Source organism: Methylobacterium oryzae, assembly GCF_021398735.1.
In the GTDB taxonomy this organism is placed as follows: Bacteria; Pseudomonadota; Alphaproteobacteria; order Rhizobiales; family Beijerinckiaceae; genus Methylobacterium.
Map to the genome: position 1 here is coordinate 4,796,657 of NZ_CP090349.1, position 22,005 is coordinate 4,818,661.

Below are 22,005 nucleotides of genomic sequence, written 5' to 3' on the forward strand. Positions count from 1 at the left end.
GCCTTGCGTATCGAGCAGGGATCCGGCCGTCCCGGTCCGGGAGAAGGCGCAAGATGCCGCGCGCGTCGAACTCCACCACCATCGATCCGGCGCTCGACGCCGCCGCGCTGCTGCGGCGTATCGGCTTCTTCGGCCTCTTCGTGGTTCTCCCCGTCCTCGCACAGGTCGCCCGCCGCGCCTCGGTGATCCTCGCGCCGATCGCCGTGATCCTCCTGATCATCGCCAGCGTCATCGACCGGCGCCAGCGTCCGGTCCGACCGGCGACCTATCGCCTCCTGACGGCTCCGGCCTTCCTGGCGGGCATGCTGGTCGTGCTGTGGTCGGCGCTCTCGCTGACCTGGACGCCCTTCCTCGGGCCGGCGCTAGAGCGGCTGGCCAATCTCGGCGCAACCATCGGCCTCGCCCTCCTGGGCTACCTCGCCCTCCCCGACAGGATGCGCTCGGCCAACCTCTACCTCCTGCCGCTCGGTGTCGTGGCAGGCGCGATCGTGGCGATCATGCTCGGGCTGTTCGGCGCCCACATCGCGCCGCCCGGCGTCGAGGATGACGGGGCCCTCGATCGCGGCCTCGTCCTGCTCATCCTGCTGCTCTGGCCGGCCCTCGCGTGGCTGCGGTCCCGCCGCCGCGACCGGGAGGCGCTGGGCCTCGCGCTGCTCGTCGCCCTGGCGCTCACGGTCCAGCCAGACGGGACGCAGATCGCCGCCCTGTCGGTCGGTGCCGTCGCCTTCGCGGTGACGAGCTACCGGCCGAGGCTCGGGGTGACGCTCACCGCTCTCCTCTTGGCCGCCCTGCTGGCGGCGGCGCCGTTGCTCCCCTTCCTGGCGCGGCCGGTTGGCGCCGCTCTCTTCGGGCCGGTCGCACCCGCGGTGCTGTCGCTGAAGAGCTGGCAGAAGGTCGTCACCTCCGATCCGGTGCGGCTGATCACCGGGCACGGCTTCGAGACGGCCCTGCGCGGACGCCTGGTCGGCCTCCTGCCGGCCAACGCACCGACCACGGCGCTCTTCGAGTTCTGGTACGAGCTCGGCATCGTCGGCGCCCTCGCCGCCGCCTTCGCCCTCTACGCCTCGATCCGGCGGGCCGGCCGGGACGGCCCGGCCCTCGTTCCCGGCGCGATGGGCTGCTTCGCCGCCGCCTTCACGGTGGCCTGCCTGAGCGTCGGGCTGACTGCCGTCTGGTGGCTCACGACGATCGCCATCGCGATCGTGGTCTTCGTCGCGGTGGAGCGCGGCCAGTTCCGGACCAGCCGGCCGAAGGTCGCCAAGCTGCATCGCATGCAGACGCGGGGGGAGTGAGCGGTCAGGCGCGCAGGAAACCGTGCAGGCGGATCCAGGCCAGGAAAAGGCCCGGCCAGGCCGCCACGGGTGTCCCGGGCGCGCCGAGCCCGAAGCCGTGGCCGCCGCGCTCGAACAGGTGCAGCTCGGCCGGCACCCGCGCCTTGCGCAGCGCCGAGAACATCAGCAGCGGGTGGTCGGCCACGGCGACGGGGTCGTCGATCGCCTGGACCAAAAAGGTCGGCGGCGTCTCCGGCCCGACCTGCAGATCCACCGAGTAGGTCTTCATCTCGTCGGGGGTGACCTCGTCGCCGACCAGGATGCGGCGGGTCGCGGTCCGGTCGAACGGCTTGCGCATGGTGATGACGGGGTAGATCAGACCGGCCAGCACCGGCCGGGTCGGCTGGGCGTCGGCGGTGTCGACGCCCGCGTACAGGTCCCGGGCGCTCCCGACGGCGGTCTCGCCCATCAGGTGGCCGCCCGCCGAGAAGCCGAGGACGCCGACCCGCGCGGGATCGATGCCGAACTCAGCGCCGCGCGCCCGGACCAGCCGGAGGGCGCGCTGCGCGTCCTGCCGCGGCGCGTCCGGCCCCGAGCCCCAGCCCTCCGCGGGCAGGCGGTAGACGAGGAGGAAGACCGTGATGCCGGCGGCGTTCAGGACGCGGCCGACCGGGACGCCCTCGTTACCGAGGGCGATGAACTCGTAGCCGCCGCCCGCCGCAACGATCATCGCGGCGCCGTTCGGGTTGGCCGGACGCATGACCAGCAGACAGGGCCGCGCGACCCGGGTGACGTCGCCGAAGGTCCCCTCGACGTAGCGGTAGCCGTCCGGGTTCGGCCCGTCACCGCCGCCCGGCGGCGCGCCGGGCCACAGCTCGATCACCTGCAGATCCGCGCCGGGCAGCGAGCGCGGCAGAGCCCGGATCGACTCGTGCGGCGCGGGCTGCGGTGCCGTCTCCGCCGGCCCTTCCGCCCGGGCGTTGCGCAGCCCGAGGACGCTTCCGAGACCGGCGAGCAGGAGACGGCGGTCGAGGCGCAAAGGCATCTCCCGGGTGAGGCCGCGCGCGGGACCGCCCCCCGGCGAGCCCGGCTCCCGCGGGAGCGCGGGGGCAACGCCCAAGGACGCGAGGCGGGTTCCGTCGCGGCGGCGCGCCTCAGCTCTTTCGCGCGATGACGGCGACGTAGAAGCCGTCGGTCCCAGTCCGCAGCGGGCTCATCTGGATCCCGTGGGCCGTCTTCCGCACGGCTGACCGGAGCGAATCCGGCCCTGTTGCCAGCACCTCGTCCGCGGGGACGACGTCGAAGCGGCCGCGCCAGCCCGACAGGAGGCCGGAGACGGCGGCGTCGTTCTCCGCCGAGAGCAGCGAGCAGGTGATGTAGACGATCCGGCCGCCGGGCCTGACGAGCCGCGCCGCCCGATCGAGCACCTGGGCCTGTTCGGCGGTCCGCAGCGCGAGACTTCCGGGCCGCAGCCGCCATTTGGCATCCGGATTCCGGCGCCACGTGCCGGACCCGGTGCAGGGCGCGTCGACCACCACCCGGTCGACCTTGCCGTCGAGATCCTCCAAGACGTCGGCGCGCGCCTTGCCGCTGCGCGGGGTTCGCACCTCGGCCAGCGCACCGGACCGGCGCAGGCGCTCGTGGATCGGCGCGAGCCGGCGCGGATCGCCGTCGGTGGCGATCAGGCGGGCGCCGTTGCCCGTCTCCGCCGCGAGGGTCAGGGTCTTGCCGCCGCCGCCCGCACAGAGGTCGACGATGGTCTCGCCGGCGCGCGGCGCGGCGAGGAGCGCGGCGAGCTGCGAGCCCTCATCCTGGATCTCGTACCAGCCCTCCAGGAACTCGGCCTCGACGTGGAGCGCCGGACCGCGCCCGTCGGCGCCGATCGGGACGCGCAGGCCCGCCGGCGCGTGCGGTGTCGGCGCGGCGTCGTAGGCCGCGAGCGCCGGCAGGATCGCGTCGCGGTCGCCGCGCAGGGCGTTCACGCGGATATCGAGGGGCGCGCGCCGCGCCAGCGCCTTCAGCTCCGGAACGAGGTCGTCGCCGAGCGTGGCCGCGAGGTCCGGGAGCACGAAGGCCGGCGCGTCGCCCGCCACCTCCGGCGGCGCATCCTGCAGCGTCCCGCCGTCGAGGCGCGCGCGCTCGTCGTCGCTGAGCGGGGCCGGCGCGAAGCGCTCGCCGGTGAACAGGGCCGCGACCGAAGCCGCCGCGAGCCCCTGCTGCAGGCGCAGTGTGCCGATGAGGACGGCGCGCGGCGTGTCCGCGCCCATGATCCAGGCCGCCGACGCCCGCCGCCGCAGGGCGTCGTAGACGAGGCTGGCGATGCCCGCGCGGTCGCCCGAGCCGGCGAAGCGGTGGGCGAGACCCCAGTCCTTGAGGGCGTCGGCGGCCGGCCGACGCCGCTCGGCGATATCGGTGAGGACTTCGATGGCGGCGGAGCAGCGAGCGGCGGGGGTCAGAGTTCGGATCCTTCGGAATGCCTCAGCGACGCTATGAACGACGCCGTGAACGATGACGCGAAACGGCCACGCTTGGCCCACGATGCCGCCACGTTACGGCCGAGCTTCCTGCACCTTCGCGGCGCAGACCGTGCTGCGGTCGGTCCGCCGTGCGGGCCGCCGCGTGTCGTATGGCATCCGCCCGCCCCGGACCAGACCGGTCCGTCGCCGGGCGCATCCCGGGAGTACCTCAGCCCATGACGTCCACCGTTCGCGTCACCCTCGCGGCCCTGGTCACCGCCTCGCTCGCCGCCTGCGCGAGCGCGCCCGCCGCCCAGCCGGAGCTGACGCCGGTGCCGCGTCCGCGGGTCGATGCCAAGACGCAGCTCGAATACGGCAACCCGCCCCCGCCGCCGCCCGGCCGCTACTGAAGCGTCCGCGCGGGGGGCGGCTCAGGCCGCCTCCCGCGCCCGGCGGGCCTCGTAGGCCTTGAGGCCGGTATAGACCGCGGCCAGGAGCGGGAACGGCACCTCCGGCGCCAGCCGCTGGCCGCGGGCGATCAGGTCGCCGATCACGTGGTCCGCCTCGATCCGCCCCTTGTTCTCGATGTCGCGCAGCATCGAGGCCGTGAAGGTGGACCCGGCCGCCGTCAGCTGCGCCCGCGCCCGCTCGGCCACGACGGCGCGCGGCTCGTAGCCGCTGGCCGCGGCGACGCTCGTGCATTCGGCGTGCAGCGCAGAGATCAGCGCGGTGCCCTCGGGCGCCGCCACGATGTCGCCGACCGCGGCGCGCATCAGCGTGGTCGCCCCGGCGAGCGTCGCCAGGAACACCCACTTCTCCCACATCTCCTGCAGGATCACGTCGCTCAGGCGCGGCTGAAACTTGAGGCCGCGCATCAGGGCGTCGACCGCCTCGATCCGCGCCGAGCGCGACCCGTCGCGCTCGCCGTAGGTGATGCTGCACAGCTCGCTCATGTGGCGGATCGCGCCGTCCGGCGCGAGCGTCGCGGCGATTGCGCAGGAGCCGCCGAGCACGCGCCCGGCGCCGAACCGGGCGTCGAGCACGTCGAGATGCGACATGCCGTTGAGCACGGGCAGGATCGCGGTGTCAGGGCCCACGGCCGGCGCGAGGTCCGCGACGGCGCTGTCGAGGTCGTAGGCCTTGCACGACAGCAGGATCAGGTCGAACTGCCCGGCCCCGGCCAGCTTATCGGCCGTGACGGTGGGCGGAGCGGGCAGGTGCAGGTCGCCGAGCGGCGAGCGGACGTTCAGGCCGTCCGCCGCCAGCTTCGCCGCCCGCGCCGGCCGAACCAGGAAGGTCACGTCGGCGCCCGCCTCGGCGAGGCGCGCCCCGAAATAGCCGCCGGTCGCGCCGGCCCCGACGATCAGCGTGCGCATCGATGCCTCAGGTCCGCGACGGGTAGTTCGGGCTCTCGCGGGTGATCGTCACGTCGTGGACGTGGCTCTCGCGCAGGCCGGCATTGGTGATGCGGATGAACTGCGCCCGCTCCTGGAACTCGGGGATCGTGGCGCCGCCGACGTAGCCCATGGCGGCGCGCAGGCCGCCGGCGAGCTGGTGCAGGACGTTGCCGACTGGGCCCTTGTAGGGGACCTGCCCCTCGATGCCCTCCGGCACGAGCTTGTGCGTGTCGTTCACCTCGGCCTGGAAGTAGCGGTCGGCCGAGCCGCGGGCCATGGCGCCCACCGAGCCCATGCCGCGGTACGACTTGTAGGAGCGGCCCTGGTAGAGGAACACCTCGCCGGGCGCCTCGTCGGTGCCGGCGAGCAGCGAGCCGAGCATCGCCACGGAGGCGCCGGCCGCGATCGCCTTGGCGAGGTCGCCCGAATACTTGATGCCGCCGTCGGCGATGACCGGGACGTCGGCCTCGCCGGCCGCCTCGACCGCCTCCATCAGCGCGGTGAGCTGCGGCACGCCCACGCCCGCCACGATGCGGGTCGTGCAGATCGAGCCCGGGCCGATGCCGACCTTGATGGCGTCGGCGCCGGCATCGATCAGCGCCTTGGCGCCGTCCCGCGTCGCGACGTTACCGGCGATGACCTGAACGGCGTTCGAGAGCTGCTTCACCCGGGCGACGGCATCGAGCACCTTGATCGAGTGGCCGTGGGCGGTGTCGACCACGATCACGTCGCAGCCGGCGTCGATCAGGCGCTCGGCCCGCTCGAAGCCGCTGTCGCCCGTCGTCGTGGCGGCGGCGACGCGCAGCCGACCCTGCTCGTCCTTGACGGCGTTCGGATAGGCGACGCGCTTCTCGATATCTTTGACGGTGATCAGGCCGATGCAGCGGTAATGGTCGTCGACGACCAGCAGCTTCTCGATCCGGAACTGGTGGAGCAGCCGCTTGGCCTCGTCCTGGGTCACGCCCTCGCGGACCGTGATCAGGCGGTCGCGGGTCATCAGCTCGGCGACCGGCTGGTTGGAGTTCGTCGCGAAGCGGACGTCGCGGTTGGTCAGGATGCCGACGAGCTTGCCCCGCGAGCCGTTGGGGCCGCGCTCGACCACCGGGATGCCGGAGATCCGGTTGAGCTTCATCACCTCGAAGGCGTCGGCGAGCGTCTCGTCGGGGTGGATGGTGATGGGGTTCATAACCATGCCGGACTCGTACTTCTTGACGAGGCGGACCTGCTCGGCCTGCTCCGGCGGCTCGAGGTTGCGGTGGATGACGCCCATGCCGCCGTTGGCCGCCATGGCGATCGCCATCGGCGCCTCGGTGACCGTGTCCATCGCCGAGGCGAGGATCGGCAGGTTCAGCGGAATCGTGCGGGTCAGCCGCGAGGCGACGCTGACTTCGGTCGGCATCACCGAGGAGGCGGCGGGCCGCAGGAGCACGTCGTCGAAGGTCAGCCCCTCGATGATCGATGCGGTTTCTACTCGGGCCATGTGCCAACTTTCCTCGGACGGCAGCGCGCGTGGAGGCCGCGCTGCGGGATCGGGTTGGCAAGTGCCAGTATCACGGGCTCCGCGAAGGCGCCAATGCGCGGTTGATGCGTCGCAGCGCGAAAACGCGCATGGCTCGAGGCTTATCCACGCCCGCTCGACGGGCGCGTCAGTGCCATGAACGGACGTCTGCGGTCAGACGCGGAGTTGGCGCGGGCGCTTCAGCGCATCGCCGGCGTGGCCGGGCCCTTGTCGGTGTATTCGGGCGGCAGGCCGATATAGTCGCCGAGCATGCCGTCGATGCCCGGCGCGCGGCCGAAGGCCTCGCAGTCCGGGTCGAGGGGCGCCTCGCCCAGGGTGGTGATGCGGATCCGGTCCCAGGTCGGGATCGTGTTGGGGGCGGTGAACGGGTCATCGCCGGTCGCCAGCATGTAGCCGAAATCCTGGCCGAACTCGCCTGCGAGGTCGTAGGCGTCGCTGGCGCGGGAGAAGCGCGGCTGGCTGGTGAACGAGTTGGCCGCTCCGCCCCAGACCATGGCGGCCCGCTGCTCGCGGCGCCGGTCCAGAGCCTCGGCCTCGACCGTCAGGCTCCCGAGCCCGATCGGCACGCGCGGGATCGGCACGCGCCCGACACCCTCGGCGAAGCTCAGGCCGAGCTGCGAGGCGACCGTCACGCCCGCCGAGCCCGCGATGGTCGCGCCCGCACCGAGAAGGTCCGTCGGATCGACGCGGGTGACCTGCGCCCGCACGGTCAGGTCGGCGTCACGGCTGGTGACGATGTCGTACTTCAGCGACAGGTCGTAGCACAGCGCCCGGTCGGCGGCGTTGGCGATGAGCCGCCGCTCGGCGGCCGTCAGCGGGGCGGCGCCGGACACGTCGGCGTGGAACGCCGTCGGGATGATGCGGACGGTGCGGGCCTTCGCCAGGGCCGGCCGGTCGACGTAGATCCGCGAGGCCGAGGCGACCTGATCGCTGGACTTGAGCCGGTCGTAGCGGGTCAGCGAGCCGCGATCGTTGAGCAGGACAGTGCCGCAGGCGGCGACCATCGAGAGAAGGGCGACGCCGGCGGCGATCCGCGCCACGGAGCGGACCTTGCTGGGGCTGGGCTGCATCGAAATCCTCGCGCGCCGGCCCCGGGCCGGCTGGAGCGGCCTCACGGACGCGTGATGGAAACTTAGCCATTGGCGCACCCGCAAAAAAGGTGGCTCCGCGCCGCGGCTCAACCTCTGTTGCACGATGGATACATTCGCGAAACACGAGGGTGCGAGGTGGCCGCGCTGCCGTGCAACCGCGGCGGCGCGACATGCGTCTGCTGTGTGATGCCCGCGACCACCCAAAGACCGCTCTGGATCGTCCCCCTGACGGTCGCCACCGCGCTGTTCATGGAGAACACCGATTCCACGGTGATCGCCACGGCGCTCCCCAGCATCGCCGCGAGCCTCCACGAGGACCCGATCGCCCTCAAGCTCGCGCTGACCTCCTACCTGGTCAGCCTCGCGATCTTCATCCCGGTGAGCGGCTGGATGGCCGACCGGTACGGGTCGCGGACGGTGTTCCGCGCGGCCCTCGTGGTGTTCATGGCCGGCTCGCTCGCCTGCGCGGCCGCGAACGGCCTCGCGTGGTTCGTCGCCGCGCGTTTCCTCCAGGGCATGGGGGGCGCCATGATGGTGCCGGTCGGGCGCCTCGTGGTGCTGCGCAGCGTGCCGAAATCGCAGCTCGTGACGGCCCTCGCCTACCTGACCTTCCCGGCGCTGGTCGGCCCGGTGCTCGGTCCGCCAGTCGGCGGCCTGATCACCACGTGGTTCGACTGGCGCTGGATCTTCTTCATCAACCTGCCGATCGGCTGCGCCGGGATCGTGCTGGCGAGCCTGTACTTCGAGGACGTGCGGGAGCCGGAGCGGCCGCCCCTCGACCTGCTCGGCTTCGCGCTGCTCGGGACCGGCCTCGCCGCCCTGATGCTCGGCCTCGCCTCCCTCGGCCGCCACCTGCTGCCGGCGGAAGTCTCCTGGGGCTGCCTCGCCGCGGGCGCGGTGCTCCTGCCGCTCTACTGGGCACATGCCCGGCGGGTGCCCTACCCGATCGTCCGCCTCGACCTGATGCGGCGGCCGACCTTCCGGGTCGCGGTGCTCGGCGGCAGCCTGTTCCGGATCGGCACCGGGGCGATCCCGTTCCTGCTGCCGCTGATGCTGCAGGTCGGCTTCGGGCTCGACGCCCTGCAGTCGGGCCTGATCACCTTCGCGGCGGCGGCCGGGGCGATGTTCGTGAAGACCCTGGGCCCGCGGATCCTGCGCCGCACCGGCTTCCGCGCCCTGATGGTCTGGAACGCGCTGCTGGCCTCGGCCTTCCTGGCGGTCAACGGGTTCTACACCGCGCAGACGCCCCACTGGATCATGGTGATCCTGCTGTTCGTCGGCGGCTGCTCGCGCTCGATCCAGTTCACCTGCGTCAACGCCATCGCGTACGCCGACCTCGAATCGAAGGAGATGAGCGCGGCCACGAGCTTCGCCAGCGTCTGCCAGCAGCTGTCGCTCAGCCTCGGCGTCACGCTGGGCGCGCTGGCGCTCGAGGGGAATGCCGGGTTTCACGGCCGAACGGAGATCCAGGCCTCGGATTTCGGGCCGGCCTTCTTCGCCGTCGCCGTGATCTCGGCGGCCTCGGCACTGGCCTTCCGCAACCTGTCGCCGGATGCCGGCGCGGAGATCTCCGGGCGGAAGATGACTGCCGCGCCGCCCGCCCCGACGACCGAGATGAGGCCGCGGCACGGCTGATCAGGCCGCGGCGCGGGCCGGCGGCCGGCCGGCAGCGCGCTTGCCGGCGTTCCGCGGCGCGCTGCCCTTGCCGGAAGCCTTCGCGGAGGCGGGCTTCGCGCTGGGCGCCGCCGCGCGAGTTCCGGCGCGCCAGCCCTGCCAGCTGAGCGCGCCCGGACCGCTCAGGGCGTACATGAGGAACCCGCCGGCGAGGCCGAGATCGGCCAGCATCAGCGTGCGCTCGGCGACCGCGGCGGGTCCCACATAGTACCAGAACGGGTGGAGCACGAAGGCCGTCACGGCGGCGAAGAGCGCGAGCGCCAGCCCGGTGAGCCCCGGCAGGACGCCGAGGATCAGGGCGAGCGGTCCGAACACCTGCACCACCACGGCGGCGGTGGCGACGCCGTTGGGAAACGGCATCCCGGCCCCCGCGAGCGTCAGCGCGAACCCCGACACGTTGAGCGCCCGAGCGATCCCGGTCGGCAGGAGCGCGGCGGCCAGCAGCAGGCGCGCGACGAGGAGGGTTCCGTCCTGGGCGCGGGCGAGCATCGGCGTGTCCGGTCGGGTGGATCAGGACGGCAGTGTTGCAACTTTCCGCTGAAGACCCCGTTAAGGACGCCACCTCAACCGCCGACGCCGCCGCGGAACAGCCGGCCACGCTCGGTCCAGGCGACGACGAGGAGCGCCAGGGCGCCGAGACTCGCGTAGCCGATCGCCACCGGGAGCACCGTGCCGTCGAAGGACTGACCGATCAGGAAGCCGCAGAACGCGCCCAGGATCGTCGTGTAGAAGCCGAGGAACGACGAGGCCGTGCCGGCGATGGCCCCGAGGGGCTCCAGCGCGAGGGCGTTGAAGTTCGGCATCGCGAAGCTGATCAGGAACTGGTTCACCGCGAGGATCGACAGGAACACGGCCAGCGGCGGGTGGCCGTGATAGGCCAGCCCGACGCCGACCTGCGCGAGGCCGACGAGCGTGAAGGCGATGACGCCGCTGTGCGACATCGCCCGCATCCCGAGCCGCCGGACCACGCGGGCGTTGATCAGCGTCGCCGCCCCCATGGCGCCGGCCACGAGCCCGAAGGCCAGCGGGAAGAGCGGGCCGAGGTGGTACAGGCCGGTATCGAAGACCTGCTGGGCCGAGCCGACGTAGCCCATGATGCAGCCGGTCATCAGCCCGAGCGCGGTGGCATAACCGACGGCGACGCGGGTCTTCAGCGTCAGGCGGATCGCCTCCCAGGTCGCGGCCGGCGAGAGCGGCCGGCGATATTCCGGGTGCAGCGTCTCGGGCATCCGCAGGGAGAACCAGATCGTCAGCCAGAAGGCGAGGACCAGCATCGAGACGAAGACGTAGACCCAGGAGCCCAGCGCCAGCATCATGCCGCCGATCGCCGGCGCGATCATCGGGACGATCAGGAACACCATCATGGTGAGCGACATGACGCTCGCCATCTCGCGGCCCGCGAACCGGTCGCGCACGATCGCCACCGACAGCACCCGCCCGCCGGCGGCGCCGATGCCCTGGATGATCCGGGCGGCGAGCAGCCAGCCGAAGCTCGGCGCCACCATGGCGAGGAAGCAGCCGATCACGTAGACGGCGAGGCTCGCCAGCAGCACCGGCCGTCGCCCGAGGGCGTCGGAGACCGGCCCGTAGACGATCTGCGCGAAGCCGAAGCCGATCATGTAGACGTAGACGAGGAGCTGCAGCCGGTTGGGATCGGCCACCGCGAACCGCGCCTCGATGGCCGGGAAGGCGGGCAGCAGGTTGTCGATGGAGATCGCCGTCACCGCCATCATCAGGGCGATGATGGCGACGAACTCGGCGAAGCCCGGCCCCGACCAGGGCCGCGGGGCGCGGACGTCCTGGACCGGCGGCACGGGCCGAATCGCAATGGTCACGGCGGGCTCTCGGGGTGCGCGGGAACGGGCCGATCAGGGCTCGTCCTTCACGGCACAGTTGTGACAACCCTGCCCGCGCCGCGCAGTTCAGACCGGCAGCGGGCGCAGGGCCGGCGCGTCGGGCTTGCGGCCCACGAAGGCGGCCATCAGGGCGGCGACGAGGCAGAGCAGGCCGGCCGCCACGAAGGCGCCGAGATAGGTGCCGCTCTCGGTCCGGACCATGCCGGCGAGCCACGCCGCGGACGCCGCGCCGATCTGGTGCGCGGCCGCGATCCAGCCGAACATCAGCGCGGCGTTCTCCTCCCCGAACGATTTGCCCGCGAGCTGAACGGTGGGCGGCACGGTGGCGATCCAGTCGAGCCCGTAGAAGACCGCGAACAGCGACAGGCCGTAGAAGCTGTAGTCGAACGAGTAGGGCAGGAAGATCAGCGAGAGGCCGCGCAGGCCGTAGTACCACGCCAGCAGCTTGCGCGAATCGAACCGGTCGGTGAGCCAGCCCGAGGCCGTGGTGCCGATCAGGTCGCAGATCCCCATGAGCGCCAGCAGGCCGGCGGCCGTGACCTCGGCGATGCCGTGATCGATGCAGGCCGGGATCAGGTGGGTGCCGATCAGGCCGTTGGTCGAGGCGCCGCAGATGAAGAACGTGCCGGCGAGCAGCCAGAAATCCCGGGAGCGCAGGCCGATGCGCAGGCCCCTGAGCGCCCGCACGGCCGGGTTCTCGGTCAGCACCGGCGTCGGCGTCACCGCGTCCTCGCCGTAGCGGGGCAGGCCGAGATCCGCCGGCCGGTCGCGCAGGAGCAGGGCCGCCAGCGGGATCAGCGCCAGGGTCGCAGCGGCGACGACCAGGGAGACGGAGCGCCAGCCCTGCCCCACCGCGATCGAGGCCAGCATCGGCAGGAAGACGAGCTGGCCCGTGGCGCTGCTCGCGGTCAGCAGGCCGAGCACGAGGCCCCGGCGCTTGGCGAACCAGCGCCCGGCCACGGTGGCGCCCAGCACGTTGGCCACCATGCCGGATCCGGATCCGACGACGAGGCCCCAGAGCACGACCATCTGCCAGGGCGCGGTCATCAGGCTCGTGGCGGCGGTGCCGATCGCCAGGATCAGGAGTGCGCCGCAGACCGAGCGCCGCAGGCCGAACCGCTCGATGATCGCCACCGCGAAGGGGCCGATCATCCCGTACAGGAAGATGTTGAGCGCGATGCCGACGCCGATCGTGGCCGCGGTCCAGCCGAATTCCCGCTCCCAGGGGACGATCAACACGCTCGGCGTGGCGCGGACACCGGCCCCGACGAGCAGGACCAGGAAGGTCACCGCGACGACGATCCAGGCGTAGTGCAGGCGCGACCCGGGGCGCGTCTCTGTCAGGGCGGTCATGGACGGGCTCCGGAAGCGGGGCGGATCGGTCAGGCGGCGGAGATCAGGGACTCCGCCAGGGCGGAGACGGTCGCGGGATCGACCCGGGCGTTGATACGGCTCTGCGCCTCGCGCCAGTAGGGCGTCGCGGCCGCGAGGGCCTCGCGGCCCGACGCGGTCAGGGACACGCGGCGCTCGCGCGGATCCGACGTGCCGGGCGTGACCGAGACGAAGCCGCGGCGCTTGAGCGGGTCGAGATTGCGGCCCATCGTGGTCCGCTCCAGCGCTGCCTCGGCGGCGAGGCGGGAGACCGGGACCGGTCCGAGCCGGTCCAGCAGCCGCAGGATCGCGAACTGGGTCACGCGGAGCCCGGTCGGCTTCAGGGCGGCGTCGTAGATCGCCGTCAGCGCCCGCGTGGCGCGACGCAGGGCGGAGCAGGTGCACGGCTCGGGTGACGGGGCGCTCATGGTATGGGTGTATATGCACGCATCGGGCGTTCGGCAAGGCGAAGCTGACGGTTCGCAGCGATCGACACCCGTTGGCCCGGAAACGGGCGGGCGCTGTCATCGACACGGCCGGTCACGCTGCTATCGCTTGGGCGAGTGACCCGGTTCGGGAGAAGCGCGATGACACTCGAGACCGCGACGGCGTTGTCCTCCTCGGAGCAGAAGACGGCCCGCACCGGGCTGATAGAGGCGGCCGCCGACATCGTCACCGAGCAGGGCGGACCCGGCGGCTTCGTCCGCGACCTGTTCGGCCGCGTGACGCCGGAGGATCTCGCTCCCTACGATCCCTCTGTCCTGGCGGATCTCGCCGCCCGCGCCCGCGCCTTCCTGTCCGAGCCGCGGAGGCCGGGCGACCCGGCGCGGCTGCGCCTGAGCGACAGCCAGCTGGTGCGCGACGGCCGTGCGCGCGAGACGACGGTCCTGGAGGTGATCAACGACAACCGTCCGTTCCTGCTGGACTCGACCCTGGCCGAACTGACCGAGCAGGGCCTCGCCCCGCAGCTCGTGGCGCACCCGATCCTCGGGGTGGAGCGGGACGGCGCGGGCGGGCTCATCCGGGTGGTCGGGGAGACGACCGCGGACGCGCAGGGCAGTCTCGCGCGCGAGAGCTTCATCCACATCCACCTCGACCCCGTGGCGGCCGAGACCGGCGAGCGGCTCCTGAACGCGCTCGCGACGGTCTACCGGGATGTCGCCCTGGCGAGCGACGACCACGACGCCATGCTGGCGCGCCTCACCGACCTCGCCGCCGATCTCGGGCGCGGGCCGACCCCGATGCCGGGACCGGAGACCGAGGAGGCGCGCGCCTTCCTCGAATGGCTGACCGACGGCCAGTTCCTCATCCTCGGCCTGCAGGAGCACGGCATCGCCGGCGACGCTCACCCGCTGGTCGAGGGGTCGAGCCTCGGCGTGCTCCGCGATCCCGGCGCGACGCCCCTGCGCCGTGGCCGGACGCCGGTGGACTACACGCCGGAGATCCTCGCCTTCCTGGAAGAGCCGCAGCCGCTGATCATCACCAAGGCCAGCGTGAAGTCCCGAGTCCACCGCTCGGCCTACCTGGACTATATCGGCGTCAAGCTGTTCTCCGGCCTCGGCAAGCTGTCGGGCGAGGTGCGGATCGTCGGCCTGTTCACCGCCTCGGCCTACACGAGCCCGGCCCGCGAGGTTCCGGTCCTACGCCGGAAGGTCGAGGCCGTCGTCCAGCGCGCCGGCCTCGACCCGACGAGCCATGCCGGCCGCAGCCTCCTCGCCGTGCTGGAGAGCTACCCGCGGGACGAACTCTTCCAGATCGACGGCGAGCGGCTCTACCGGTTCACCCTGGCCATCGCCGCCCTGGCCGACCGCCCGCGGGTCCGCGTGCTGTCCCGGCCCGACCGGTTCGGCCGCTTCGTGTCGCTGCTCGTCTACGTCCCGAAGGACCGCTACGATTCCGCGATCCGGGGACGGATCGGCAGCTACCTCGCCGAGACCTACGGCGGGCGGCTCAGCGCGTCCTACCCCGACTACCCGGAAGGCTCGCTCGCCCGGATCCACTACATCATCGGCCTGCCCGATCAGGGCAGCCCCGAGCACGATCCCGCCTCCCTGGAGGCCGGGATCGTCGCCCTGGTCCGGACCTGGGGCGACGCGCTGCGGGCGGCGCTGGCCGAATCCCAGGGGGGCGACCGCGCGCGGCAACTCGCCGCCCGCTACGGCGACGCGTTCTCGGCCGCCTATCGGGACAATTTCCAGCCTGAGGTCGCCGTCGCCGACGTGACGATCCTCGACAGCCTCGGCGAGACTCAGCCGCGGGCCGTCCATCTCGATCGGCGGCCCAGCGACCCCGAGGCGCAGGTCCGCCTGAAGGCGTTCTCGCGCGGCACGGCGATCGCGCTGTCCGACCGGGTCCCGGCGCTCGAGAATCTCGGCTTCCGCGTCATCAACGAGCGCACGTACCAGATCGCGCCGGCCGGGACGGACGAGGCCGCGCGGGTCTGGCTGCACGACATGCTGATCGAGCGGGCCACCGGCGCCCCGATCGACCTCGCGGCGCTGGAACGCCCGCTGGAGGCCGCGATGCTCGCCATCGCGGACGGCATCGCCGAGTCCGACGGGTACAACCGGCTCGTCCTTGAGGCAGCCCTCCCCTGGCGGGAGGCGGCCCTGCTGCGGGCCCTGGGCCGCTACCTGCGCCAGCTGCGTATCCGCTACGGGCAGGACTACCTCGCGGGCACGCTGAGCCGCCACGCCGGGATCGCGCGCGCGATCGTGGCGCTGTTCCGCGCCCGGTTCGACCCGGCGCTCACCGGTGACCGGACCGCGCAGGAGGCCGAGGTACGCGCCGAGATCGAGACGGCGCTCGCCGAGGTCACGAGCCTCGACGACGACCGGATCCTCCGCCGGTTCGTCAACCTCGTCGAGGCGGCGGTGCGGACGAACTTCTACCAGACAGGCGCCGACGGGCAGCCGCGAGAGACGATCAGCTTCAAGTTCGCCTGCGCCAAGGTGACGGCGATGCCGCTGCCGCGGCCGTTCTTCGAGATCTTCGTCTACTCGCCCCGCGTCGAAGGCGTGCACCTCCGCTTCGGCTACGTGGCCCGCGGCGGCCTGCGCTGGTCCGACCGGCCGGAGGATTTCCGCACCGAGATCCTCGGCCTCGTGAAGGCCCAGCAGGTGAAGAACGCCGTGATCGTGCCGGTGGGCGCCAAGGGCGGCTTCTTTCCGAAGCGGCTGCCGCCGGCCTCCGACCGCGCCGCCTGGATGCAGGAGGGGACCGAGAGCTACCGGATCTTCATCCGCACGCTGCTCGAACTGACCGACAACATCGTCGACAACGCCATCGTGCCGCCGCCCGACACGGTGCGGCACGATCCCGACGACGCCTACCTGGTGGTCGCCGCCGACAAGGGCACCGCCACCTTCTCGGACATCGCCAACGCCCTCTCGCTGGAGAAGGGCCACTGGCTCGGCGACGCCTTCGCGTCCGGCGGCAGCCAGGGCTACGACCACAAGGGCATGGGCATCACCGCCCGCGGCGCCTGGGAGGCGGTGCGCCGGCATTTCCGCGAGATCGACGTGGACGTGCAGACCGACCCAATCACCACGGTCGGCGTCGGCGACATGTCGGGCGACGTCTTCGGCAACGGCATGCTCCTCTCCGAGAGCATCCGCCTGATCGCGGCCTTCGACCACCGCGACATCTTCCTCGACCCGAACCCGGACGCCGCGGCGAGCTTCGCCGAGCGGCGGCGCCTGTTCGATCTGGGGCGGTCCTCCTGGGCGGATTACGACAAGAGCCAGATCTCGGAGGGCGGCGGCGTGTTCCCGCGCAGCCTGAAGACCGTGCCGCTCTCGGAGGCGATCCGGTCGGCGCTGGGCTTCGACCGGTCCGAGGCGACGCCCACCGAGCTGATGCAGGCGATCCTGAAGGCGCCGGCCGACCTGCTCTGGTTCGGCGGCATCGGCACCTATGTCCGGGCCACCACCGAGACCGACGAAGATGCCGGCGACCGCGCGAACGACGCCCTGCGCATCACTGGGCCGGAGCTGCGCGCGAAGGTCGTCGGCGAGGGCGCCAATCTCGGCCTGACGCAGCGCGGGCGCATCGAGGCGGCGCGCGCGGGCGTCCGCCTCAACACCGACGCGATCGACAACTCGGCCGGCGTGAACACGTCGGATGTCGAGGTGAACATCAAGATCGCGCTGATGACGCCGGAGCGGGACGGCAGGCTCAGCTACGAGGCGCGCAACACCCTGCTCGCCGACATGACCGACGAGGTCGGGCGCCTCGTGCTGCGCAACAACGAGTTGCAGACGCTCGCCCTGTCCCTTGCCCAGCGCGGGGGGCTGGGGGAGACCGGTTTCGCCATGCGGACGATGCAGGCACTGGAGGCGGAGGGCCGGCTCGACCGGGCGGTGGAGTTCCTGCCGGACGACGGCACGCTCGCCGAGCGCATGCGGCGGAACGAGGGGCTGACCCGCCCGGAATACGCCGTGCTGCTCGCCTACGCGAAGCTGTCGCTGCACGACGCGATCCTCGAGAGCGCCGTGCCGAACGACCCGTACTTCGACCGGGAGCTGCAGCGCTACTTCCCGAAGGCCCTGCGCGAACGCTTCCCCGACGCCGTCAAGGGACACCGCCTGCGCCGCGAGATCATCGCCACGGCGCTCGCCAACATCATCGTCAATCGCGGCGGCCCGTCGCTGGTGACGCGCCTCGTCGACGGCACCGGCGCGGACGCCGCGACCATCGCCAAGGCCTACGCGGTGACCCGCGACGCCTTCGGCCTGATGGAGCTGAACCTCGCCATCGACGGCCTCGCCGGTCGGGTTCCCGGCCAGGGCCAGCTCGACCTCTACGCCGAGGTGCAGGATCTGCTGACGAACCGGATCGTCTGGTTCATCCGCAACCTCGACCTGGGCGGCGGCCTCGCCCCGGTGGTCGCCCGCTACCGGGACGGCATCGCCGCCGTGGAGGCCGCCCTACCCAACGTGCTCGGCGACGAGGCGCTGGCGACGATCGGCGCCCGCGCGGCGGAGCTGACCGGGCACGGCATGGCCCCGGCCCAGGCGCGGCGCCTGGCCTCGCTCAGCGCGCTGGTCTCCGCCCCCGACATCGTCCGGGTCGCGGAGGCCAGCGGCCGGCCGGTCGAGGAGGTCGCGGCCACGCATTTCGCCCTGGAGCACGCCTTCCGCCTGGACGACCTCGCCGCCGCGGCGCGGACCGTCCCGGTGGCCGACACGTTCGACCGCGTGGCCCTGGAGCGCGCGGGCGCCGGCATTGCTGCCGCGCACCGCAAGTTGACGGCCGAGGTCGTGGCGGATCTCGGCGCCGGGCCGGAGGCGGTGGAGGCCTGGATCCGGGCGCGCGGCACCTCGCTCGCCCGGATCCGCGAGGCCGTGGACGCGATCAGCGCCTCCGGCCTCACGGTCTCCAAGGCGACGGTGGCGGCGAGCCTGCTCGGCGACCTCGTCCGGGCCGACTGATCGATCAGGCCCCGGGCGCGGATGCCGGTATGACGCTCCGGCGTCCGCGGCCGACCGCGGTGAGCACCAGTCCGAGCCCGGCGAGCGACACCGCGGCGGCGATCAGCGGGAGCTGGCCGTAGCCGGCCCCGAGGGTCAGCGCCGTGCCCCCGATCCAGGCGCCGGTGGCGTTGCCGAGGTTGAACGCGCCCTGGTTCAGCGTGGAGGCAAGGTTCGGCGCGTCGCTCGCCGCCTCCACGACCCAGATCTGGAGGGGCGAGACCAGGGCGAAGACCAGGCCCGACCAGAGCACCACGACCGCCACCGTGAGCGCCGGATGGTGCGCGACCGCGGCGAGCACCAGCAGGGCCGCCACGATGCCCAGGAAGCTGCCGACGATGGTGGCCATCGGGCCCCGGTCGGCCAGATGCCCACCGAGGAGATTGCCGACGGTCAGGCCCGTGCCGGCGGCGAACAGCACGCCGGTCACGCCCTGCGGCGTGAAGCCGGTCACGCCGGTCAGGAACGGCGTGATGTAGGTGAACACCGTGAAGAAGCTCACCGAGGACAGCGTCGAGATCAGCATCGGCCGCAGCACCGGCCAGCGCCCGAGCGCGCGAAACTCGCTGACGAGCCGGCCGCGGGTCCCGGGAAGCCCGTCCGGCACGCAGAGCTGGATCGCGAGCCCGGCCGCGAGCCCAATCACGACCACCGCCCAGAAGGTCGAGCGCCAGCCCGCCTCCTGCCCGAGGGCGGTGCCCAGCGGCACGCCGAGCACGTTGGCGAGGGTGAGGCCCGCGAACATCAGCGAGACCGCCTGCGTGCGCTTCTCCCGCGGCACGAGATCCCGCGCCACAACGGCGCCGATGCCGAAGAACGCGCCGTGCGCGAAGGCCGTCAGGATCCGCGCGGCCATGAGCAGGGCGTAGCTCGGCGCCAGCGCGCAACCGAGATTGCCGGCCAGGAACACCGCCATCAGCGCCAGCAGCGCGGTCTTGCGCGGCAGGCCCGCGGTCGCGATCGCCACGATCGGCGCGCCCACGACCACGCCCATGGCGTAGCCCGAGACGAGGTAGCCGGCCTGGGGAATGGTGACGCCGAAGCTCTGCGCCACCTCCGGGAGCAGGCCCATGATGACGAATTCGGTCGTGCCGATCCCGAACGAGGCGACGGCGAGGGCGAGGATCGGCAGGGGCGGCACGGGGACGTCCTTCGGCGCGGGCTGAGCTCGATGGTGCAGAGCAGCATCGCAGCGCGTTCGCCGATGGATAGCGTCGGAGGCGCGGCGCACAGTTGCGCGGCGCGCAAGGGCCGCGTCGCGGATACGACGCGGCTTAGCCCCGGCTCGGACCTCTCACTCAGCCGGTACCTTCTTCCGTCTCCGCGCCTTCGCAGTCGGCGCAGGGGGCGCCTCGATGGCGGCCGCGGCCCCTCCGCGGGTCTTCCGGCGCTGCTGTCCGAGCCCGAGGGCGCGTGCCAGCTCAGATCGCTGCGCCGAATAGCTCGCCGCGGTCATCGGATAGTCCCGGGGCAGGCCCCACTTCTCCCGGTAGGCTTCGGGCGTCAGGCCGCGCAGCGTCAGGTGACGCCGGAGCGTCTTGTACGGCTTCCCGTCCTCGAAGCTGACGATGTGATCATTCGTGACCGATTTGCGGATCTGCGACGGACTGAGCTTCTCGACGCTCGAGTTCGCGGCGCGACCTTGAGTTGTCAAACTGTTCAGCGCCGCGTGGATACCGCCGATCAATCCGGGAAGTTCGGAGACCGGAACGGAGTTGTTCGACACGTAAGCGGCGACGATATCGACCGCGAGCCCGATCGCCGGGCTGAGCTCACTGCCTGCGTTCTCACTCACGGCAAACCTCAAGAGTTACAATCATTCAGGCCGATCAATTCCTCTCGGAGTCGATCGAAGTCTGCACCTATGTAGCATAGTGCACGAATTAGCTCAAACGTATTCGTGATCGACAGGTGAGATCGGATCGATGGGCCGCAAACCTTCCGCCCCACCGCCGTTGACGGGGCATTAACCACGTCGCCGCTAGGGTTCGTTAACCATACCGGCACTGTTCCGGGGTGGTGTGACCTGCAATCTCCGCGCTCTGGTGCCGGGGACTTTGGCGGAGACCGGGATCAGGTGCGGACGGCGGCTGACCGGTGGGAACGGCGGAGGATGCGGCTCGCCGCCGCGGCGCTCGGCGTCACGCTCGCGGCACCGGCGGCAGCCCAGCGGTTCGACGCGACCAGCCCGGTTACCGGCCAGCCCGACAATCCCGGCATCGGCCAGGACACGGGCCCGAATGGCCTGCCCACACTCAAGCGCACGATCCCGGACGGCCTGAGCCGCGACCAGAATCGCGGGGCGCTCGGCGGCGACGCGGCGGGCGGCGAGCAGACCGGCGGTGACAGCCTTCGGTCGCCGCTCTCGCCCCCCGCGCAGACGCAGATCCCGGGTCAGCCCGGCGTGTCCCAGCTCAGCACCCGCGTCACCACAGGGGGACGGCGCACCGGCGGATCTTCGACGGCACCGGCCAATCTCGCGCCGTCGACTCTCCTGCGCACGCGCGCCGCTCCGCCGCGGCGGATCGGCTCGGCGACGCGGCGGGTCACTCAGGACGTCACGCAGATCCCGCCGCCGGCGCTGCGGCTGACGCCGGTGGTCCAGCAGGCGGTCGTCGGGGTCCCGAACCCGCAGGTCGTGACGCCGATCCGGCCGATCCTCCCGTTCCAGTCGATCGCGCCGGCCCTCGGCCTCCTGACCCCGGGCTTCATCCTCGGCACCGACCTAGCGCGCGCGATCCCCACCGATCCGGCCTACGCGCCGATCGGCTATCAGGTCGGCACCTTCACGGTCCTGCCCACCTTCGCCCAGAGCGTCGGCTACGATTCGAACCCGGACCAGACCACCCGCCAGATCGCCAAGGGCTCGGTCGCGCTGCGCACCGACGCCACGGTCGACTTCCGGAGCAACTGGTCCTCCAGCTCGCTGCAGGGCTCGCTCCGGGGCTCGTACCTCGAGACCCCGCAGAACGAGGCCGCGAGCCGCCCCGCGGCAGACGGCGTGGTCCGGCTGCGCATCGACGCCAACCGGGACCTGCGCATCGACGCGGAGGGGCGGTTCCTGGTGGACACGCAGCGCACGTCGAGCGCCAACCTCCAGGCTGCCACCGCCACGACACGGCCGCTCCTGGCCGTCTACGGCGGTTCGCTCGGGGCGACGGAGACGTTCAACCGCCTGTCGGTCACCCTGCGCGGGTCCGTCGACCGCTCCGAGTTCGACAATGCGCGTTTGGCGGACGGGACGATCGTCAATCAGTCCGACCGCAACCTGAACCAGTACAGCCTGCAGCTGCGCACGGCCTACGAGATCAACCCGGATTTCAGCCCGTTCATCGACCTGCTCGGCGACACGCGCGTCTACGACCGCCGCTTCGACGCGACGGGCGTCCGGCGCGACTCGGACGGCATCGCGGTCGCCTTCGGGACGAGCATCGGCCTCGCGCGCTCGGTGACGGGCGAGATCTCCGCCGGCATCCAGCATCGGACCTACGTCGATCCGAGCCTGCGCGACATCAACGCGCCGTTGCTCAACGCGGCCCTGGTCTGGGCGGCGAGTCCGCTCACGACCGTCCGTCTCACCGCCGCGACCGGCGTCACCGAGACGACGATCCCGGGCTCCAGCGGCGTGCTCACCGAGGTCGCGACGCTCGAGGTGCAGCACGACCTGCTGCGCAACCTCTCGATCGTCCTCGGCGGATCGTATCTCCGGAACGACTACCAGAGCAGCAGCATCCGTGAGAACGGGTTCTCGGCGACCGCGCGGCTCGACTACCACTTCACCCGCTGGCTGACCCTGCGCGGCACGTACATCTATCAGAAGTTCGACAGCACGGTCGCCGGGTCCAGCTTCCGGGAGAACACCTTCCTGCTCGGCCTGCGCGTGAATCCCTGAGGCGGCC

Annotated in this window: 16 protein-coding genes; 5 read left to right on the top strand and 11 right to left on the bottom strand. The window is 72.1% G+C overall.

Annotation, left to right across the window (positions count from 1 at the left end):
• Positions 1-53: 53 nt before the first annotated feature.
• On the top strand, positions 54-1,292 hold the full coding sequence (locus tag LXM90_RS22915) for a hypothetical protein (protein WP_020091466.1): 1,239 nt from the start codon (positions 54-56) through the stop codon (positions 1,290-1,292).
• Between the two features lie 4 nt (positions 1,293-1,296).
• Here the strand turns inward: LXM90_RS22915 and LXM90_RS22920 are convergent, their stop codons facing one another.
• The gene (locus LXM90_RS22920) at positions 1,297-2,310 is read right to left on the bottom strand and encodes an alpha/beta hydrolase (protein ID WP_020091465.1); all 1,014 of its coding nucleotides are present in this window, start codon (positions 2,308-2,310) and stop codon (positions 1,297-1,299) included.
• A gap of 115 nt (positions 2,311-2,425) precedes the next feature.
• Positions 2,426-3,808: an RsmB/NOP family class I SAM-dependent RNA methyltransferase gene (locus tag LXM90_RS22925; protein ID WP_020091464.1), complete on the bottom strand. Its 1,383-nt coding sequence runs from the start codon at positions 3,806-3,808 to the stop codon at positions 2,426-2,428.
• Between the two features lie 155 nt (positions 3,809-3,963).
• Between LXM90_RS22925 and LXM90_RS22930 the strand changes: the two genes are divergently transcribed.
• On the top strand, positions 3,964-4,137 hold the full coding sequence (locus tag LXM90_RS22930; RefSeq protein ID WP_020091463.1) for a hypothetical protein: 174 nt from the start codon (positions 3,964-3,966) through the stop codon (positions 4,135-4,137).
• A 21-nt stretch (positions 4,138-4,158) separates the two neighbouring features.
• Here LXM90_RS22930 and panE read toward each other — a convergent pair whose 3' ends face one another.
• The 3 genes from panE to LXM90_RS22945 form a co-directional block, all read right to left on the bottom strand.
• Positions 4,159-5,103 (bottom strand): 2-dehydropantoate 2-reductase, encoded by a 945-nt coding sequence (gene panE, locus LXM90_RS22935; RefSeq protein ID WP_020091462.1) that lies wholly within the window; start codon positions 5,101-5,103, stop codon positions 4,159-4,161.
• Between the two features lie 7 nt (positions 5,104-5,110).
• Complete coding sequence (gene guaB, locus LXM90_RS22940; protein WP_020091461.1) at positions 5,111-6,604, bottom strand: IMP dehydrogenase; 1,494 nt, start codon at positions 6,602-6,604, stop codon at positions 5,111-5,113.
• A 218-nt stretch (positions 6,605-6,822) separates the two neighbouring features.
• Positions 6,823-7,713 (bottom strand): DUF3313 domain-containing protein, encoded by an 891-nt coding sequence (locus LXM90_RS22945; RefSeq protein WP_020091460.1) that lies wholly within the window; start codon positions 7,711-7,713, stop codon positions 6,823-6,825.
• A gap of 207 nt (positions 7,714-7,920) precedes the next feature.
• Here LXM90_RS22945 and LXM90_RS22950 point away from each other — a divergent pair, with 207 nt between their 5' ends.
• The gene (locus tag LXM90_RS22950; RefSeq protein WP_020091459.1) at positions 7,921-9,369 is read left to right on the top strand and encodes an MFS transporter; all 1,449 of its coding nucleotides are present in this window, start codon (positions 7,921-7,923) and stop codon (positions 9,367-9,369) included.
• On the opposite strand, the gene LXM90_RS22955 is transcribed toward LXM90_RS22950, so the two are convergent.
• The 4 genes from LXM90_RS22955 to LXM90_RS22970 form a co-directional block, all read right to left on the bottom strand.
• Complete coding sequence (locus LXM90_RS22955; protein WP_020091458.1) at positions 9,370-9,897, bottom strand: DoxX family protein; 528 nt, start codon at positions 9,895-9,897, stop codon at positions 9,370-9,372.
• A 74-nt stretch (positions 9,898-9,971) separates the two neighbouring features.
• Complete coding sequence (locus LXM90_RS22960) at positions 9,972-11,138, bottom strand: multidrug effflux MFS transporter (RefSeq protein ID WP_042672169.1); 1,167 nt, start codon at positions 11,136-11,138, stop codon at positions 9,972-9,974.
• A 192-nt stretch (positions 11,139-11,330) separates the two neighbouring features.
• The gene (locus LXM90_RS22965; RefSeq protein WP_020091456.1) at positions 11,331-12,617 is read right to left on the bottom strand and encodes an MFS transporter; all 1,287 of its coding nucleotides are present in this window, start codon (positions 12,615-12,617) and stop codon (positions 11,331-11,333) included.
• 29 nt (positions 12,618-12,646) lie between these two features.
• Complete coding sequence (locus LXM90_RS22970) at positions 12,647-13,063, bottom strand: MarR family winged helix-turn-helix transcriptional regulator (RefSeq protein ID WP_020091455.1); 417 nt, start codon at positions 13,061-13,063, stop codon at positions 12,647-12,649.
• A 159-nt stretch (positions 13,064-13,222) separates the two neighbouring features.
• Here LXM90_RS22970 and LXM90_RS22975 point away from each other — a divergent pair, with 159 nt between their 5' ends.
• Complete coding sequence (locus LXM90_RS22975; RefSeq protein ID WP_020091454.1) at positions 13,223-18,067, top strand: NAD-glutamate dehydrogenase; 4,845 nt, start codon at positions 13,223-13,225, stop codon at positions 18,065-18,067.
• A gap of 4 nt (positions 18,068-18,071) precedes the next feature.
• On the opposite strand, the gene LXM90_RS22980 is transcribed toward LXM90_RS22975, so the two are convergent.
• Both LXM90_RS22980 and LXM90_RS22985 read right to left on the bottom strand, forming a co-directional pair.
• Positions 18,072-19,247: an MFS transporter gene (locus LXM90_RS22980; RefSeq protein ID WP_020091453.1), complete on the bottom strand. Its 1,176-nt coding sequence runs from the start codon at positions 19,245-19,247 to the stop codon at positions 18,072-18,074.
• Positions 19,248-19,400: 153 nt separating this feature from the next.
• On the bottom strand, positions 19,401-19,901 hold the full coding sequence (locus LXM90_RS22985; RefSeq protein ID WP_020091452.1) for a MucR family transcriptional regulator: 501 nt from the start codon (positions 19,899-19,901) through the stop codon (positions 19,401-19,403).
• 318 nt (positions 19,902-20,219) lie between these two features.
• Between LXM90_RS22985 and LXM90_RS22990 the strand changes: the two genes are divergently transcribed.
• Positions 20,220-21,998, top strand: a complete 1,779-nt coding sequence (locus LXM90_RS22990; protein WP_020091451.1) for an outer membrane beta-barrel protein — start codon at positions 20,220-20,222, stop codon at positions 21,996-21,998.
• Positions 21,999-22,005 lie beyond the last annotated feature (7 nt).

Excerpts from the sequence above, each read along its gene's own strand:
- LXM90_RS22915 (WP_020091466.1), top strand. The coding sequence starts at position 54 with ATGCCGCGCGCGTCGAACTCCACCACCATCGATCCGGCGCTCGACGCC.
- LXM90_RS22930 (WP_020091463.1), top strand. The coding sequence starts at position 3,964 with ATGACGTCCACCGTTCGCGTCACCCTCGCGGCCCTGGTCACCGCCTCG.
- panE (WP_020091462.1), bottom strand. The coding sequence starts at position 5,103 with ATGCGCACGCTGATCGTCGGGGCCGGCGCGACCGGCGGCTATTTCGGG.
- guaB (WP_020091461.1), bottom strand. The coding sequence starts at position 6,604 with ATGGCCCGAGTAGAAACCGCATCGATCATCGAGGGGCTGACCTTCGAC.
- LXM90_RS22945 (WP_020091460.1), bottom strand. The coding sequence starts at position 7,713 with ATGCAGCCCAGCCCCAGCAAGGTCCGCTCCGTGGCGCGGATCGCCGCC.
- LXM90_RS22950 (WP_020091459.1), top strand. The coding sequence starts at position 7,921 with ATGCCCGCGACCACCCAAAGACCGCTCTGGATCGTCCCCCTGACGGTC.
- LXM90_RS22955 (WP_020091458.1), bottom strand. The coding sequence starts at position 9,897 with ATGCTCGCCCGCGCCCAGGACGGAACCCTCCTCGTCGCGCGCCTGCTG.
- LXM90_RS22960 (WP_042672169.1), bottom strand. The coding sequence starts at position 11,138 with ATGGCGGTGACGGCGATCTCCATCGACAACCTGCTGCCCGCCTTCCCG.
- LXM90_RS22965 (WP_020091456.1), bottom strand. The coding sequence starts at position 12,617 with ATGACCGCCCTGACAGAGACGCGCCCCGGGTCGCGCCTGCACTACGCC.
- LXM90_RS22970 (WP_020091455.1), bottom strand. The coding sequence starts at position 13,063 with ATGAGCGCCCCGTCACCCGAGCCGTGCACCTGCTCCGCCCTGCGTCGC.
- LXM90_RS22975 (WP_020091454.1), top strand. The coding sequence starts at position 13,223 with ATGACACTCGAGACCGCGACGGCGTTGTCCTCCTCGGAGCAGAAGACG.
- LXM90_RS22990 (WP_020091451.1), top strand. The coding sequence starts at position 20,220 with ATGCGGCTCGCCGCCGCGGCGCTCGGCGTCACGCTCGCGGCACCGGCG.